This is a genomic window from Exiguobacterium alkaliphilum 12/1 (genome assembly GCF_000714435.1).
In the GTDB taxonomy this organism is placed as follows: Bacteria; Bacillota; Bacilli; order Exiguobacteriales; family Exiguobacteriaceae; genus Exiguobacterium; species Exiguobacterium alkaliphilum.
This window is the reverse complement of the sequence record NZ_JJMW01000071.1, coordinates 1-15,681: the sequence shown is the minus strand read 5'-3', so window position 1 is coordinate 15,681 and position 15,681 is coordinate 1. Positions and strand designations below refer to the sequence as shown.

Below are 15,681 nucleotides of genomic sequence, written 5' to 3'. Positions count from 1 at the left end.
TTACGCTTCCACCTTCACTTGCTCCGTCTCATTCTGTAAACTTTCCGCGACACGCACGAGTTCCGTCATCGCCCCGTTCACTTCCCCGAGACTGGCTGCCTGCTGGCTCGCCGCCGACGTCACTTCTGTGGCGTAACGTGACGCCTCTTCGACCATTCCGACAATGCCCGCCGAGTTCGTGACGACCGAATCAATCTGACCGCGCGACTCATCTAAGAGCGCATCGACCGAATGGACGTGGCTGTACACTTCGTTCGCCGAGTTGTGAATCGTCGCGAACGCACCGCCCGCCTTCTCGACAAGACCGACCCCTGTCTCGACTTCCGCTTTCACGTTCGCCATCGAAGACGACGTGTCACCAACAAGACGTTTGACGTCGACAATCAAATCGGTGATCTCTTGCGTCGAGTTCGCCGTCTGTTCAGCGAGCTTTTTGACCTCGGCCGCGACGACCGCGAAACCGCGTCCGTGTTCGCCGGCCCGTGCCGCTTCAATCGACGCGTTCAACGCCAACAGGTTTGTCTGTGCTGAAATGTCACTAATGACGTCCGTGATCCGTGAAATCTCACCTGTCATCTCCGTCAACTTGCTGTTGAGCGTCGACGACTGCTCGACCTTGCCGGCAATCGCATGCATCGCATCGACCGACGACGAGGCGAGGCCTTTCCCGCTCTCGGCCTCGTGTTGCATCTCACTCGCCGCATTCAAAGCCGAGCCCATCTCGTTACGAATGTTTTCCATCGTCCGGGCAACAGCCCCAAGCAAGTCCATCGAGCTGTACGTCGCGTTGACGTTGTCTTCGAGCATCTTGTTCAATGCGTCCATCGCTTGGCGGATGTTCTCGCCGGCGACGTTCCCTTCTTGGACGGCCGCCGCGATTTCTTGCGCCGAACCCGTCAATTGGTCCGCCGTATAGCGCATGTTCGTTCCTTGCTCTCGGAGGTGTCCGACCATGTTGTCCATCGACAGGAGCAGACGCCCCATCTCCGAGCGGTCGTTCGTCGACTCGTTCGCAAATTCGACCGTCAAGTCACCGTTACCGACTTGGACCGCCTTATCCGACGCCGACTCGATCGCTTTGAGCGGACGGCGCGCAATCAAGTAGATGACGATACTGCCGATAGTTGAAATGAGAAGCGACACGGCCGTCCCGACGAGCATGACTTGACCTTTTTCCATCTCGAGCTCCGTAAGTAATAGAAGCGTGATGTACCCGACCGAACCGCCCGTCACGATCGATGTGACCAAAATCCACGCGAGTAGCTGCGTCGTAAAGTTTTTGAAAATCTTCACTGTAAGTTCCTCCTCTGTGTAATTCATCACCTTCTATATCGTCTCATTGGAAGCTTTTGTATAGCGTTTTCAGTTGAACGTTTGGTCAATGAAAAAACGCCCTCCATATGGAGAGCGTCGATTCAAAATGGATCTTCTTTTGTCGACACACGCGACCGTTCCCGCGTCGTCGTGAGCGCATCGATTGCGAGTGCGATCGCCGCCGCCCAGTGGAGCAGCATCCCGACAATCGGGATAAAGCCGAGCACCGACGCCGTGATGCCGACGATCGGACCGAACGACAATCGGTTCAGCCGGGTGAGCGACAAGACGAGCACGACGATATGGAACGCGAGCATGAAGCCGAGCGGCGAGTAGCCCATGCTGATGATGAACAGACCGCCGAGGATTGGGATTCCAAGGAACGCCTCAAACGCCGCCCCGAGCCATTTCAAATTTCTGACCATGATGTTCACCTCACAGTTCTAATAGGTAAAACTCATATCCGCCATTCTCCGCGAAACCGGCCCGCTTGTAAATCTCGAGCGCGGCCTTATTCTCCGTCTCGACATCGAGTTCGAGCTTCGTCCGGCCCATGCGGAACAGCTGCTGGACCATCTGCTTCAACATCTTCGAGCCGTAGCCTTTGCCTTGCTCGCTCGCCCGGACACCGAACGCGTGGATACTGCCCGCGTCGTCGCCTGAGAGGAGCGCGCGGATGACGCCGACCGGACGACCTTCGACCTCGCCGATATACGTCACGCGGTCCGGCGTGTCGATTTGCCGATAAATGTTTTCCGTCACATCAATCGGGTCACCGAACGCCTCAGATAGCGTCTCGATGATGAGCGGACGGTCGGCGTCCGTCGCCTCGCGGAGCGACACCTCGTTCGGCTTCAAGAACAGCTCTGCCTTTTTCAAGACGAGGTTGTACTCGGAGAACCGATACGCCGCACCAAGGTGGTCGACGACCGCCTTGCCGGACTTCGACTTCCGGTCGATGACGAACGTGAATGCCTCGCAGCCGTTCGCTTTCGCGTCCCGCTTCGCCGTCTCCAAGAGCGCCTTGAACACACCTTGCTTCCGGTAATCCGGATGGACGAGCGCGTTCACTTCATATTCGTTCTCGAGATACGGGAACAACATCAAATACCCGACGAGCAAATCGTCCGCGTAAACCGCGTAGTCGTTCTGTCCGACCGCCTCGTGGCCGACTTTGACGTCAATTCCGTCAAAAGTGTTGACCGCTGCTTCGAGCGCTCGCACGTCTTCTGGTTGTCTCACTTCTTCTACTGTATAGTTCATACCATCACCTCGCCTTTATTGTAGCACAACAAAAAGCCCGCCGAAGCGGGCGGACTCATAACGTGCGGAACTCGAGCTCCGGGAGCGTCTCAAGGAGCTCCGTGATCTCGTCCGTGTGCGCCTCGGCACCCGGCACGGCTTCGGTCGGTTCGACCCAGAAGAACGTCTTGTCGCTCGCACCGAGGTAGTTGCCGTAGCCGACTTCCTCCGCGAACGCCTCTTCTGACAACTCGCGGTCGACGAGGTCCAAGTGGAACAACAACTGGTCGTCGCCGCCCTCAAGATTGTAGTAGAGGTCGAACGTGCCGTAGCTCGCCTTGTCGCCGATATCAGTCACGTCTTGCGACTTCTCGATGTAGACGTCTCCGCGCTCGATCGCCTCGGCGATCTTCGACGGGAGAATGATCTCATAGCCGAGGGCACGGTCCCGAATCGTCTGCGACGTGTCATCGGTCCGTCCCCGGGACGAGACGACACCGACCGTTGCGACAAGGGCCCCGGTCACGCCAAGCGCGACGGCCCACTTCAATGTTTTGTTCATGTTGATCCACTCCTCTTTATTCCTGCCATGAGACGATTATCGCACAAAATGCAGGCAAATCATTAAATATTCTGAAAAAATGTTTCGGGATGCGTTGACGCACGTTCCCCAATCCCATACGATAAAAGTATCGCATTATAGAAAAGAGGAACCGACATGTCTAACGAATCCCAATTATCACGGGCGCAACTCGACGCGCTCTTAAAAAACGTCTTCGCCCTTCAAATCCCGGTCATCGAGAAATTCATGACCGACTTGTTCAAACAGTACGTCTCGACGGCGTCCACGTTCAAGCAGGACATGGACACGATGAAAGCGACGGACTGGCATAAACAGTTCTTCGGCCAAAAGGCGATGCCGCACCTCTTCATCGAGAACCTCGGCTTCGGCGCCTCGTTCCGTCACCAGGAGCAGGACAAGCTTGTCAAGATCCCGGAAAACATGACGATCGTGAAACCGGACTCGGACGCGCAAATCGAAGAGATCTTGCAGAACTTAGAGAAGACGCTCGCATCGATGCCAGCCATCAAAAACAAAGGGCTCGTCAAGAAGTTCTATAAAGAGACGCTCGAACTCGTCTGCCAGCTCGGCAGCCGTACGGGTATGATGGACGATTTCTACGCCAAAGTCAAAGGCAGCCTCACAAAATCGTAACTGACAAACCCACGTCCGCGGACGTGGGTCTTTTAATACGTTCCTTTCGGCTCAAACGTCACCATCTGTTCGACACTGGCCAAGATCGGCTTCGCCTGATCGATCAATCGCCTTGTCACCGGAAGCGCGAGCGACTGTTGGTGGGCGGCCTCGCTTGCCCACACTTCATAGACGACGATCGCGTCGTCGTCGAGCGAGACGCTCACCCGATACGCCTCGCACCCCGCTTCCTGTTCCATCGACGTGGCGGCCTCAAGCAATATCGCCAGCAACGTCTCCCGCTCTCCTTGCATCGCGGTCAACTTGCCGATTATCCCATACGCCATCTTCATCCCTCCTTCCCATATCGGTCAATCGCAACTGGCTTCTCCATCACCTTGAGTGAGGCTCGGCTATGCAACGTCACCCCAATCATGACAATCCCGATCCCCACGAGCGACAGCCCTGACGGCAGTCCCGCCTGTAAAATCAACATCTCGCCGACGAGCGCGAACAGCACCTCGAGCGCCTGTGTCGCCTCGACCGTCGCGAGCCGGCCCATGTCGTGTTTGACGAGATCGGTCGCCTTGAAGAAGAGCACCGTCGCGATGACACCGGAAAGTAACGCGACGAGAAGCGTCTGCGACACTTGCGCCCCCGATGGCGTCCCGGTCGTCAGCCCGTAACCGAACAACAACAACCATACCGGGAGCGAGCCGACGCACATGCCGAGGATGCGCTCGAACACGTCGAGGTCGGTGTGGGCCATCATCTTCCGGTTGCCGAGCGGATAGGCGAACGCGGCGACGAGCACCGGCAAGACGCCGATCAGCAGGAAGCGCGGCTCGAACGTCTGTAAAAACTCGACTTGCATGAGGACGACCCCAAACAAAATGATTCCGGAGAAGCGGAGCGCCGTCCACGGAATCTGTTCGCGTGTCCCGTCCGCTCGTTTAAAGAGCGGCGACAAGAGCGCCCCGGCGAGGATCGTCACTTGCCACGTGCCGGCGATGAGCCAAGGCGGTGCCTCGACAGCGGCGATACAGATCGGGACGTAAAACAGGCCGAACCCGACCGTCCCCCAGACGAGCCACGGCACCGGGTCGTCTGCGAGTGCCTTTCGCACTCGCCCCAATCCGCCGCGCATGGCGACGACGAGGACGAGGAGCGGGATCATGAACAAGAAGCGGAGCGAGGCGCTATACGCCCAGTGGCCGCCCCCGATATGCATGGCTTCATTTAAGACGAACGTGCTCGCGAAAAAGAGTGCGGCGAACACGCCGAGGATGAGCGGACGCATCGCATCCCTCCTTTCTGAATCCCCACTAGTTCCATACGTTGTGTCAGATTCCCTGCCTCGACTGCTTAAAACGCTATGAGATTTGTTATACTGTTTAAAAAAGGAAAGGGGCGGATGTCTATGCAGCGTCCACCGATGCCTTCCCCGTCACCGGAGGAAGTGACGCGCTTGAAGCGCGAACATAACCCGATCAAACGGACGGAACTCGTCGCCAAAGGACTCCTCCTCTTGTTTGGCGCCCTCATCTTCGCCATCGGGCTCGAGGCGTTCCTCGTCCCGAACCAAATCATCGACGGCGGCATCGTCGGGGTGTCGATTATCGTCTCGTACTTGTCCGGCACGAAACTCGCCATCTGGCTCGTCCTCTTCAACTTGCCGTTCATCTACTTCGGCTATCGTCAAATCGGGAAGACGTTCGCCGTCGTCACGTTGACGGCGATCCTCCTCATGTCGGGTTTCACGATTCTGCTACATAACATCGAACCGTTCACGGACGACCTGCTCTTGTCGACCGTCTTCGGCGGCTTCTTGCTCGGCGTCGGCATCGGCCTCGTCATCCGCGCCGGCGGTTCGCTCGACGGGACGGAGATTTTGGCCGTCGCCTTCACGAACCGATTGCCGTTCTCGGTCGGCGAGATTGTCATGTTCTTCAACATCTTCATCCTCGGGACGGCCGGTTTCGTCTTCAGCTGGGACCGGGCGATGTACTCGCTCCTCACGTATTTCATCGCCTTCAAGACGATTGACGTCGTACTCGAGGGACTCGACCAATCGAAGGCGGCGTGGATCATCACGACATCGCCTGAAGACGTCGGCCAGGCGATCATGGACCGGCTCGGCCGCGGCGTGACGTACTTGCACGGGGAAGGGGCGTACACGGGCGACGGGAAGAAAGTCGTCTTCACGGTCATCAGCCGACTCGAGGAGACGAAGCTGAAAGACATCCTCGACGACTATGACGATAAGGCATTCCTCGCCATCGGCAATATTCACGACGTCCGGGGCGGACAGTTCAAGAAGAAAAATATCCACTAAAAAAATCGGCCACGGCCGATTTTTTGTTTACCCGATTTTCACTTGGTCGCGACCATCCGCCTTCGCTTGATAAAGTGCGGCATCGGCTCGCTCGAAGACGACCGTCCCCGGTTCTGCGTTCGCAATCGACACCCCGACCGAGATCGTCATCGGAATCGGTTGGCCTTCGAACGTATACGTCGTCTCACGGACCGCACGGACGAGCCGTTCGGCGAGTTGTTCGGCGTCATGCGCGTTCTCGGTCACCATGACGAGCTCTTCCCCACCGTATCGTCCGACGAATCCAGCTTCCGGGCAATGGTCGCGGAGCGTCGTCCCGATTCGACGCAACACCGCATCCCCGGCCCGGTGGCCATATGTATCGTTCAACTGTTTGAACCGGTCGACGTCGATGACGAGGAGTGCCCACGGAAGACCGGACGCCTCGACGTCGTTCAGCCGCTCGAGCGTCATATACCGGTTCGGCAGCCCCGTCAACTCGTCGACGGTCGCTCGCTGCGTGTGGAGTCGGAACATGCGCAAATGCGTCTCGATTTGCTTCGCGACCCAGTAGCACATCCAGCCGCCGAAGAATGTGATGACGAAATACGGCAGGAACACATTCGTGAACGCGTGCATCGGAATATTCCCGGCGATGCGGAATAAGACGAGCACGGCCCCAAACACGAGATAGGCCGAGTATAAGTGACCGCGCCGCAGTGACAATCGATTCAAGACGAGCGATAAGACGAAGAACAGGCCGAGTGTGCCGAACGAGCGGATGAACTGATCGGTCATGCCGTCGAGCCCGAAGCGACCAAGAAGTGTCAGCCCAATCGTGACTGCGACCCCGATCGGTCCGGCGTACGCCGCCGCCAAGGCGAGCGGGATGATGCGGAGGTCGATGCGCGCCTCCCCGACCGAGAACGAATTGACGGTCAACAAGACGGCCGCGAGCCCCATCGCGAGCCCGAACCATACCCGGACAGCGAGCGGCGACGCCACTTGCACCGGCAACACGTGTCGCATCAAGTAGAGCGTGAGCGACAAGACGAGATAGATGATACTGATATTGATAAAGAAGATATTGACAACTTGACCCAAACGACCGCACCCTTTCCCCGAAATTCCCATCCATCGTAACGCATGATCAGGGCGACTGTCATCCGTTAATAAGCTACACCAATGAAAAAAGCCGAAAGCTCACGCTTCCGACTTGTTTTGCATCATCTGTCGCATCAAGTTGGCGCTGTCCCGGGCCGACTCGTTCTCGGCCTGCATCTGGACGTACACTTCATGGCGATGGATGTCGATATGGCGCGGTGCGTCAATCCCGAGCTTCACTTGGTCGCCCTCGATCGCGAGCACCGTCAGCGTCACGTCGTCGCCGATATGAATCGCCTCGCCTTGTTTTCGTTTCAATACGAGCATCAGCGCACCTCGCTTTTCTGGCCGCCGAGCGGGAAGCGCGCCGGGTAGGCATCGTCTAGGATGACTTGTTTGCCGCGGCGCTCGTTCGTCTCGATGACGATCGGGGCCTTCAAGTTGAGCGTCGACGTCTCGAACGGTTCGCGGAGCGTGACGATGGCATACACCGACACGTGTTCCGCCTCGTCGATGCCGAGCTGGTCTTTCGCCCCGTCCGTCAACTCGAACGCGTAATCCGGCTTATGCCAGAACGGGTTCGTCACGACGAAGGCGCACGCCTTGTCCTCGAGCGACTGGAGCGACCAAAACGGCAGGTCGTCGCCGTACGGGATGAGCGCGAACGTCTTCGATTCCGGGAAGCCCGGGATCTCACTGACGAACGAGATCGTCTCTTCTTCTTTCACTTCGATCTTGCCAAAATAATCTGTCTCAATGAACATGGATCTTCCTCACTTTCAACGCGTCTCATCATACATCCCACCGACCGCCCACATCTCGAGCGACGCCTGTTGACGGAGCGAGATGTCCGTCGTCCATGGCGTGAACGAGAAATCGGTCGGGGTGAGCGATACATCAATCTGTGCCGGTGTCACGTTCCACTCGATTTTGACATCCGCCGGCGTGTACGTCAACTTGACGCGGTCAATCGACTTCGGCATGAATTCGAGGTCGACGACCGGATACGGGTCGTTCACTTTGCTGGCGGCGATCTGTGGAATCGGGTTGCCGTTCTCGATCCGCATGAGCTGGTCGCCTTCGCGGGCGGCCATGCTCGTCGCCTCGCGCGCCCCTTGTTCACCGAGCCCGCCGAAATGGCGGCCGAGTTCGAGCGCGCCTTTTAAGTTGCTCTCGCTCCGGGCGACCGACGAGTCGACCTCGAGCGTCCCTGGTGTCGTCCGCTGCGTCATCTCGGCCTTCCCTTGCGTCATCGTCATGTCGGCCCGGCCTTGTCTCATCTCGAGCACGGGCCGGTTCGACGTCATCTGGATGGCAGCATGCGTCTGCCGCATCTCAAGCCTCGCGAGATTCATCCGCCGTTACCGAAGGAAGTCGAGGAGCGTCGGCTGGATGATGCGGGCACCGGCCGAGAGTGCGGCCCGGTGCACCGTCTCATGTGACTTGAGTTCCATGATGACGCGCTCGATGTCGATGTCCTCGTTGTCCGACATGATCGTCTTCGCGATGATTTCGTGGTCTTGCAGGCGATTGTCGACGAGCTCGAGTCGGTTCGCGCGCGCGCCGAGTTCGGCCCGCTCCGTGATCAAGTTCTGCCCGAGCGTGTCGAGCGTCGCGAGCTGTGCCGACAAGTCGGCCCCGCCCGTATCCGGTTTATTTAACATTGTACTCAATTTATGGAGTCCCTCGAACAGCTCTTTTCCAAATATCGTTTCTGGTTGCATATTCACTTGCATCGTAATACCTTTTGACACCTCGAAGGAAATCTTGCCGCTGTCCGTCGGCACACCGCCCGTATAGATCGAATCGACGTCCGCGTCCGGGTCGGCGAGGAACGCCTTCAGCGCGGCCATGTCGATGAGCGGCTGGTCCGTCTTCGTGCCGTTATAGATGTACTTCTCGCCCGATTTCGCGTTCGCGAGCGAGCCGATATGCTCGACGAGCTGGTCGATTTCACTCTTGATGATTTGACGTTGTGACGACTCATACGTGTCGTTTGCCGCCTGCGTCGTCAATTCGCGAATCCGTTTGACGGCTTCCGTCACTTCGTTCAGCGTCGAGTCGGTCAAGTCCATCCAACTCGTCGCCTCGCTGACGTTACGGCGGAATTGGTCGACCTCGCGCACCTCGGTTCGGTAGCGGATGCCTTGCATCGCGACGACCGGGTCTTCCGACGCTTTTTGAATCCGCTTTCCGCTAATCAATTGTTCTTGAACACGGGCAAGTGTGTTATAGCTACTTGATAAGTGTTTCAAGTTTGTCTGTGTAAGCATCGTCTGTGTGACACGCATCAATCATTACCTCCCTACAATTCCCATGCCGTTAATGATTTTATCGAGCATCTCGTCGACGGCGGTAATATTCCGGGCCGCCGCATTATAAGCGTGTTGATACTGGATCATCATCGTCATTTCCTCATCAAGCGACACGGCGCTCACCGACATGCGTCGCTGATCCGAGCTCGCCATGAGGGCAAAGGTACTCTTAGCAAGACTACCGTTTTGACTTGCCTCGACAGCCATGTTCCCAATAACGTTTTGATAATATTTCCCAATCGAAGTCGACGTCGTAACAGAGCCATCAAAACTAAGTGAGAATTCTTTCAAGCGAGCGAGTGCTAGCGCCCCGCTGCCATCGCCGATGTTGCCGTCCTGTGACGCGGCAATCAAATCAAGGTTCTTCATAAAGTCATCGCTCACTTGGATGGTCGAGGCTTTTATCCCTACATTCGTACCTGATACAGAATCAATAAAGAAATCGTCTCGCCCTTCCACACCTGCCGCATCTTTGTTTAACTTATGGGTATTGTTGAACGCTGTCGCGAATACGCTTGCCATTTCATCTAAGTCTTTCAGCATTTTCGTGAAGGCCCCGTCATGCATATCGACAAGTGCTTTCAACTTTCCATTCGGCATATCGTCAAACGTCATTGGAAGCATTGGGTCTGCCGCAAGCGCCCCCGCATCTTTATAACCAGAACTCCCAATTGAGCCAACCTTTCCATTAGCTGCATCCACTAACGTTACCGGTGTTTTTGTCGGAGTCGTATTCAAGTTAATGACAATATCAATACGCCCTTCCGCCATCCGTTGCGAGTTCCCGCGCGTCTCGCCGTTCAAATAGTCGATTGGTTTGCGCTCGAATTCGATATATCGGGCAAGTTCGTCCATGTAACGGTCACGTGCGTCATACAATTCGTTCGGTAACACGCCGAGCGGTTCCGCATCTCCGATTTGACGGTTAACATCACTGATTTTTGTTAAAAGATCGTTCACTTTCTTGACGACAACGTCCGCTTCTGCTTTTAAATCGTCCTGCACTTTAGTAAGTGAGGAGGACATATAGTTGAACGTACTGGCTAGCGTCATCGCCCGTTGGCGCACGACGCTACGCGCGCCCGTGTCGTCCGGGTTGACCGACAAGTCCTGAAGCGACGCCCAGAACAAGTCGAGCGACTTGGCGAGCCCGTTCTCAGAAGGCTCGTTGATGATGTCTTCCATTCGTCCGAAGGCCGCTTGCTTCGTCGCATAAAACGAATTCTTTACCGTCTCATCTCGATACTGCTGGTCAATCATCAAGTCGCGAATCCGAGCGAGCGTCTCGCCGCGGACACCGGTCCCGAACTGTCCGGCCTTCGTGCCGCCGAAGTTGACGCTCAGTTGTTCGGTCATGCCGATCGTCAGGCGTTGGCGTGAATAGCCCGGGTTAGAGGCGTTGGCGACGTTGTTGCCGGTCGCCTGGAGCGCCCATTGGTGTGTCGAGAGGCTCCGCCGTGCCGTCTCCAATCCCATAAATGTTGAACCCATCAATCTTCCCCCTTATACGTCGCGGCTGAACGAGCGTGTCTCGAACGCTTGTTGGCCGTAAGTGAAATCGTCTGCGTCTGGCATGAGCATGTCGAGGTGCCAGTTGATATAGTTGAGCGACTGTTCGAGTAGCGCGGCGTTCAATTCGTTCTGCCGTTTCAGTTCGAACAGGACCGGTCTGAGTGCTTCTTTCTCTTCATCGTCCAAAATGAGCAAACCTTGAAGTCGTTCCGCTTCTTTTTGTGCGATTTGCCGGACGAGTTTCGCTTCTTCCTTGACGAGCGTCGTGAAGGCGGGCATGTCGCCTTTGATCAAGAGCTGTTCTTTCTCGTAGGCGAGTTCGAGCAAACGTGTATGTAATGCGAGCATAAGTCTCTCCTTTTTCCAAAAAAAGAGCCGACTAAAAAGGGGTCCCCTCTAGTCAGCTTCCGTGCCGTGTTATCCGTGCGAAGGCCTCAAGCGGACCTTGCTTCCATTCATCCTTGTAGAAAGCGTTTGGCGATGTCGCGCGCGTCCCGTGAATACGTCCCTGCGTCAATCTCGGCCTTCAAGGCGTTGATCTTCTCAAGGCGTTCCGGATGTTTCACCGGTTCTTCAAACCGGGCGCGGGCTTCCGCCGATATCGATAGTCGGTCCGTTTGGCGTGTTGGCTCGGGCTTCGTCTCGGCTTGCGTTTTCTTCTCGTACGTGTGTGGTAAATGTACCCACTTGGCAGAATCGATGCGCATGCGTATCCCCCCTCTTGATGTTAGTCCAAACGATAAGCGCGAGCGCTTGGTTTCGTGATGCTTTGTTGTAAACTGTGCAGTTCTTGCTGCATGTCGGTCTGGCAACTCGTACAAACTTTTCCGGCGTTCGTCGGTTCCCCGCACCGGACACAGCTGATGGCGAGACCTGGGTTGTCCTTGATGATCAGGCGTCCTTCATGGATATATCGCGTGATATCAAGCTCGGAGACGCCTGTCGCTTCGACGAGGGCCCCGATCGTGGTCTCTCTATTGTCTGGTTCACGGATGAAGTCGCGCACTTTCAAGAAGTTTTGAAAGTCGACTTCCCCGCAGGACGGGCAGTAAGGCGAGCGGCCTTGTTTCATGAACAGGCGTCCGCACTTTTGACACGTTGTGGCTTCCATTGTCCTTCACCTCTGCCTTTTATATCGGACGCGTTTTTGATTTGTTTAGCGCCCGGAACAAGCAAACGGCAGAAACTTCTCGGTAGCCCGCATGTTTCAACGTGAGCGCCGCCTGATGGAGCGTCGTCCCTGTCGTATAGACGTCGTCGACGAGAACAATTTTCTCACATCGGACTTCGGTTTGTATAGCGAACGGGTTTTGACGGTGCCGCCTTTCTCCTTTCCCAAGTTCGCGTTGACTCAAAACCTCTGTCTTTTGAAGTAGCGGCCGCATCGGTCCGATGGCACGGGCGAGCAGTTCCGCCTGATTGAAGCGTCGCTGCTTTAATCGCTCCTCGCCGAGCGGAATCGGTACGTACCACACGCCTTTCTCACGACACGCCCGGAGGACCGGCTTCACGTGTTCGACGAGCGCCACGTCCCCGCCGAACTTGTACCGGTGGAGCCAGTTCGCCCCGGCCTCGTCATAGGCGTAGAGCGAGCGCACGGTCAAGTCGAGACCGAGGGCGAGCCAGCGGATGCAGTCCGGGCACGTCTTCTCGTCCTCGGTCGGATGCCCGCATCTCGGACAGCCCGGCACGAGCGGGGTGAGTGACGTCTCGCAGTCCGAACAGACCCAGTCACGTTTGAACAACGTCGACGGCGTCCATTTGACATTGAGCGGTTTCCGACAGACGAGGCAGTTCATCGGCGATTCGCCCGTTCAATCGCTTCGATGGCCCGGTCTTGACGCCACGTCCGCTCGTTGTAGAAGAAGACGACGTCCCCGGTCGGCGCGTCCGGTTTTCGTCCGGCCCGCCCGGCCATCTGGATGAGACCGCGCGAGGTGAAGAGCATATGTTCACTCTCGATCACGGCGACATCGACCCCGCGCACCGTCATGCCCCGCTCCCAAATCGACGTCGCGAGCACGATGCCGTTCGTCGAGGCGAGCCACTCGAGCGTGTCCGTCCGCTCGTTCGTGTCGGCCGAGACCATGCGGACCGTGAAGCCGGCATCGGTCAAGCGTGCCCCGTAACGGACGAGGTCGGCCTTCGTCGGCACGAACAAGAGCCGCGGCGTCTCTCTTTGGCAGAACGCGATGATCGCCTCATCCGTCTGTCTGACGAGCGTCGGGACGGGCAAGTCATGCCCGTGATAGCGCCGGGACAAGTGGACGGTCGGGAACTGACGCTGCCAGACGGTCGGGGTCGCCGTCACGAACAAGAAGACGCCTTTCCCGGCGCGTCGAATCGTCCACCAGAGCGACAAGTCAAAGGCGAACGGGAACGCGTCCGACTCGTCGACGAGCACGTAGTCGAAGACGTGTTTCAAATTCAATAGGAGCGGTGCCGTCGCGACGGTGATCATCCCGACCGTGTCTTTCTCCCCACCGCCGTAACGCCTTGTGATCGGGACGGAGAAGGCGCGCTCGAGTCGGTCGGCCCATTCGATGGCGACATCGCGACGCGGCGAGACGATGAGGACACGCTTCCCAACGTTTACGACGCGTTCGATGACCGGGAACGCCATCTCCGTCTTGCCGGACCCACAGACGGCGTGGACGAGGCCGGACGTCTTCGTCTCCCACCACTTCAGGAGCTGTTCGCTCACATGTTCTTGGCCGTCGCTCAAGTCGAACGGCATGACGAGCTCGGTCGGCTCGACCGGCGTCGTGACGTCGAGTTCTTTTAAGAAGTCACAGCGGCATACCCGACCGAGGTGGAGACAGTTGCGGCAATAGCTGCAGCTCCCGTGAAGACACGTGAAACCCCGGACGTCGGTACTCAGGCAGCGTTGGCACATGCCGAAACGGATGGCGCGTTGCCCGTCTGGATGGATGACAAGTTGTCCCATGAAATCAGTCCTTTTTCTCTGACGCTATCAGGTTGACTGGTTACATGACACACGAGTTATCGTCCGTAAGTCGACGCCTTTCGTTCTTTAAGCGGATGTGTTCAAATACGCAATCGATTACGATAATGGAAGAAACAGACTTTTTTAGTGAGGAAGTGGTATGTATGCGGCGTTTTCTCGGGACGCTGATCGGAGCCGGGCTCATCCTGTACGGGGTCGGTACGCTCCTATCACACACATTGTTCGGTGACCCGCGAGATGAACAGCGAGCAATCGCGACGGCGGAACAATACGTCACGACGTACTATCCACATATCGAGGTATCGGCGGTACACGCTGGGCTACAGATTTGGGGGAGCGATGCGTACGTCGTCACATTTGCATCACAAACGAGCGAGGACACACAGTTTGATGTGGTCGTAAACGGGGATGGCGCGATTATCAACGATTACTATGATGACGTCCTGTCCGGGACGGTGACGTTCAATCGGCTACATGCAGAATATCATCCGCTCGTGGAAACAGCCCTCCGCTCGCTCCCTTTCGACTATGAGTTGTATGAAGAAGTGTTGACCATCTATGAAGGCGAAGGTTCGGCCGAGGAGGCGCTCGACCCGGCGACGCTCATCCTCGACCACCCGTACGACATCAAACAAATCGGACGCGATCACGGTTCCCTCGTCATCTGGATTGAAGGCGAAGATGCAACGGCGCAACATGCGAGTGAACGGATGCGTGACGTCAAGCGCGTGCTCGACGAGGCCGACGTGCCGTTCCGGACACTTCTCATCTCGATTCAAGACGGGAACAAGTCATTCTATTCCGGACGCGTCAACGCGGAAGACATCGATCAGGAAGGTTTGGTTGAACGACTGCAACGAAATCATAAAGAATGGATGGAGATGGAATGACCGACGGGTAGACTAAACCTCCTCGCTTCAGAAACATCGTCGCCCCGCATTGATGGAACGACAAAAGGTTCATCCGCAACACACGCGGATGAACCTTTTGTTATGCCTCTTTGACGTCAGGATGGACGATGAGACGGACCCGTTCGACGTGATGCTCTGTCATCTCGAGGATGGTGAGCATGTAGCGGTCGAACTCGAACGTCGTCCCGACGCTATTCTCGTCCCGGTTGACTTGGAGCCAACCGCCAAGCGTATCGATCTCCTCGGCGTTCTCGAACATGAGGCCGAAGCGTCCTTCGAGCTCGTCGAGGCGGACGCGTGTGTCGATGTCGTACGTCGACGCATCGACCGTATGGATCGGGTCGACCTCGTCCTCATCGAACTCGTCACGAATCTCGCCGACGATCTCTTCAAGCAAATCTTCGAGCGTGATGAGGCCCGATGTGCCGCCATATTCGTCGAGGACGATAGCGATATGCGTCCGCACCTCGCGCATCTGTTTCAATGTATCTTCTAACGGTGTCATCTCGTGGACGACAGGCAACTCTTTCACGTACGCCTTCAAATCGACAGAAGGTTGCATCGCCAAGCCCATGAGCACTTCCTTGACGTTAATGTAGCCGATTAAATGGTCCTTGTCCCCGCCTTCCATGATCGGATAACGGGTGTACTGGCTGTCGGCGAACGTCGCGAGCACTTCGGCGCGCGTCGCCTCGATGTCGATCGCCTCGACTTTCGTCCGCGGCACCATGACGTCTTTCGTGACGTGCTGGTCGAACGAGAAGATGTTTTGCATCGATGAATTATAAAATTAAGTGCAACACCCA

21 protein-coding genes are annotated in these 15,681 nt (G+C 56.8%); 3 read left to right on the top strand and 18 right to left on the bottom strand.

The features are described 5' to 3' along the window. From RT52_RS15590 to RT52_RS15575, 4 genes are all read right to left on the bottom strand, one after another. Positions 1-1,293 carry a methyl-accepting chemotaxis protein gene (locus RT52_RS15590; RefSeq protein ID WP_034815942.1) on the bottom strand — a complete coding sequence of 431 codons (1,293 nt, stop codon included), beginning with the start codon at positions 1,291-1,293 and terminating at the stop codon, positions 1-3. A gap of 122 nt (positions 1,294-1,415) precedes the next feature. Continuing rightward, positions 1,416-1,739 (bottom strand): hypothetical protein, encoded by a 324-nt coding sequence (locus tag RT52_RS15585; protein WP_034815939.1) that lies wholly within the window; start codon positions 1,737-1,739, stop codon positions 1,416-1,418. 10 nt (positions 1,740-1,749) lie between these two features. Next, positions 1,750-2,577 carry a GNAT family N-acetyltransferase gene (locus RT52_RS15580; RefSeq protein WP_034815936.1) on the bottom strand — a complete coding sequence of 276 codons (828 nt, stop codon included), beginning with the start codon at positions 2,575-2,577 and terminating at the stop codon, positions 1,750-1,752. 55 nt (positions 2,578-2,632) lie between these two features. Continuing rightward, positions 2,633-3,118 (bottom strand): hypothetical protein, encoded by a 486-nt coding sequence (locus tag RT52_RS15575; protein WP_024370476.1) that lies wholly within the window; start codon positions 3,116-3,118, stop codon positions 2,633-2,635. Between the two features lie 156 nt (positions 3,119-3,274). On the opposite strand from RT52_RS15575, the gene RT52_RS15570 reads away from it, so the two are divergent. Beyond that, positions 3,275-3,772 carry a hypothetical protein gene (locus RT52_RS15570; protein WP_034815933.1) on the top strand — a complete coding sequence of 166 codons (498 nt, stop codon included), beginning with the start codon at positions 3,275-3,277 and terminating at the stop codon, positions 3,770-3,772. A 32-nt stretch (positions 3,773-3,804) separates the two neighbouring features. On the opposite strand, the gene RT52_RS15565 is transcribed toward RT52_RS15570, so the two are convergent. Further along, entirely contained in the window at positions 3,805-4,098 is a 294-nt protein-coding gene (locus tag RT52_RS15565) for a putative quinol monooxygenase (RefSeq protein ID WP_034815929.1), read from the bottom strand. Positions 4,099-4,100: 2 nt separating this feature from the next. Continuing rightward, entirely contained in the window at positions 4,101-5,051 is a 951-nt protein-coding gene (locus tag RT52_RS15560; RefSeq protein WP_034815926.1) for a DMT family transporter, read from the bottom strand. Positions 5,052-5,171: 120 nt separating this feature from the next. Between RT52_RS15560 and RT52_RS15555 the strand changes: the two genes are divergently transcribed. Next, on the top strand, positions 5,172-6,086 hold the full coding sequence (locus tag RT52_RS15555; RefSeq protein ID WP_034815923.1) for a YitT family protein: 915 nt from the start codon (positions 5,172-5,174) through the stop codon (positions 6,084-6,086). A 27-nt stretch (positions 6,087-6,113) separates the two neighbouring features. Here RT52_RS15555 and RT52_RS15550 read toward each other — a convergent pair whose 3' ends face one another. The 11 genes from RT52_RS15550 to RT52_RS15500 all read right to left on the bottom strand — a co-directional run bounded on the left by RT52_RS15550 (position 6,114) and on the right by RT52_RS15500 (position 13,943). Further along, positions 6,114-7,169, bottom strand: a complete 1,056-nt coding sequence (locus RT52_RS15550) for a GGDEF domain-containing protein (protein WP_034815920.1) — start codon at positions 7,167-7,169, stop codon at positions 6,114-6,116. A gap of 99 nt (positions 7,170-7,268) precedes the next feature. Continuing rightward, entirely contained in the window at positions 7,269-7,496 is a 228-nt protein-coding gene (csrA, locus tag RT52_RS15545; RefSeq protein ID WP_024370483.1) for a carbon storage regulator CsrA, read from the bottom strand. Further along, positions 7,496-7,933, bottom strand: coding sequence for a flagellar assembly protein FliW (gene fliW / locus RT52_RS15540; protein ID WP_024370484.1), 438 nt, complete (start codon positions 7,931-7,933; stop codon positions 7,496-7,498). The genes csrA and fliW overlap by 1 nt, the downstream gene beginning before the upstream one ends. A gap of 15 nt (positions 7,934-7,948) precedes the next feature. Continuing rightward, on the bottom strand, positions 7,949-8,503 hold the full coding sequence (locus RT52_RS15535; RefSeq protein WP_245175477.1) for a DUF6470 family protein: 555 nt from the start codon (positions 8,501-8,503) through the stop codon (positions 7,949-7,951). A 27-nt stretch (positions 8,504-8,530) separates the two neighbouring features. Further along, the gene (gene flgL / locus RT52_RS15530; RefSeq protein WP_034815915.1) at positions 8,531-9,460 is read right to left on the bottom strand and encodes a flagellar hook-associated protein FlgL; all 930 of its coding nucleotides are present in this window, start codon (positions 9,458-9,460) and stop codon (positions 8,531-8,533) included. A gap of 6 nt (positions 9,461-9,466) precedes the next feature. After that, positions 9,467-10,975 carry a flagellar hook-associated protein FlgK gene (gene flgK, locus RT52_RS15525; RefSeq protein WP_034815913.1) on the bottom strand — a complete coding sequence of 503 codons (1,509 nt, stop codon included), beginning with the start codon at positions 10,973-10,975 and terminating at the stop codon, positions 9,467-9,469. Between the two features lie 12 nt (positions 10,976-10,987). Beyond that, positions 10,988-11,344 (bottom strand): flagellar export chaperone FlgN, encoded by a 357-nt coding sequence (gene flgN / locus RT52_RS15520; protein WP_034815910.1) that lies wholly within the window; start codon positions 11,342-11,344, stop codon positions 10,988-10,990. Between the two features lie 107 nt (positions 11,345-11,451). After that, positions 11,452-11,703 carry a flagellar biosynthesis anti-sigma factor FlgM gene (locus RT52_RS15515; protein ID WP_034815907.1) on the bottom strand — a complete coding sequence of 84 codons (252 nt, stop codon included), beginning with the start codon at positions 11,701-11,703 and terminating at the stop codon, positions 11,452-11,454. A gap of 20 nt (positions 11,704-11,723) precedes the next feature. Next, positions 11,724-12,107 (bottom strand): flagellar protein, encoded by a 384-nt coding sequence (locus RT52_RS15510; RefSeq protein WP_034808221.1) that lies wholly within the window; start codon positions 12,105-12,107, stop codon positions 11,724-11,726. A gap of 19 nt (positions 12,108-12,126) precedes the next feature. Next, the gene (locus RT52_RS16080) at positions 12,127-12,795 is read right to left on the bottom strand and encodes a ComF family protein (RefSeq protein WP_051690292.1); all 669 of its coding nucleotides are present in this window, start codon (positions 12,793-12,795) and stop codon (positions 12,127-12,129) included. After that, positions 12,792-13,943, bottom strand: coding sequence for a DEAD/DEAH box helicase family protein (locus RT52_RS15500; protein WP_034815903.1), 1,152 nt, complete (start codon positions 13,941-13,943; stop codon positions 12,792-12,794). Before RT52_RS15500 ends, RT52_RS16080 begins: the two co-directional genes overlap by 4 nt. 164 nt (positions 13,944-14,107) lie before the next feature. Here RT52_RS15500 and RT52_RS15495 point away from each other — a divergent pair, with 164 nt between their 5' ends. Continuing rightward, complete coding sequence (locus RT52_RS15495; RefSeq protein ID WP_034815900.1) at positions 14,108-14,854, top strand: hypothetical protein; 747 nt, start codon at positions 14,108-14,110, stop codon at positions 14,852-14,854. Positions 14,855-14,954: 100 nt separating this feature from the next. Here RT52_RS15495 and RT52_RS15490 read toward each other — a convergent pair whose 3' ends face one another. Beyond that, positions 14,955-15,650, bottom strand: a complete 696-nt coding sequence (locus RT52_RS15490; RefSeq protein WP_051690291.1) for a hemolysin family protein — start codon at positions 15,648-15,650, stop codon at positions 14,955-14,957. Between the last annotated feature and the right edge of the window lie 31 nt (positions 15,651-15,681).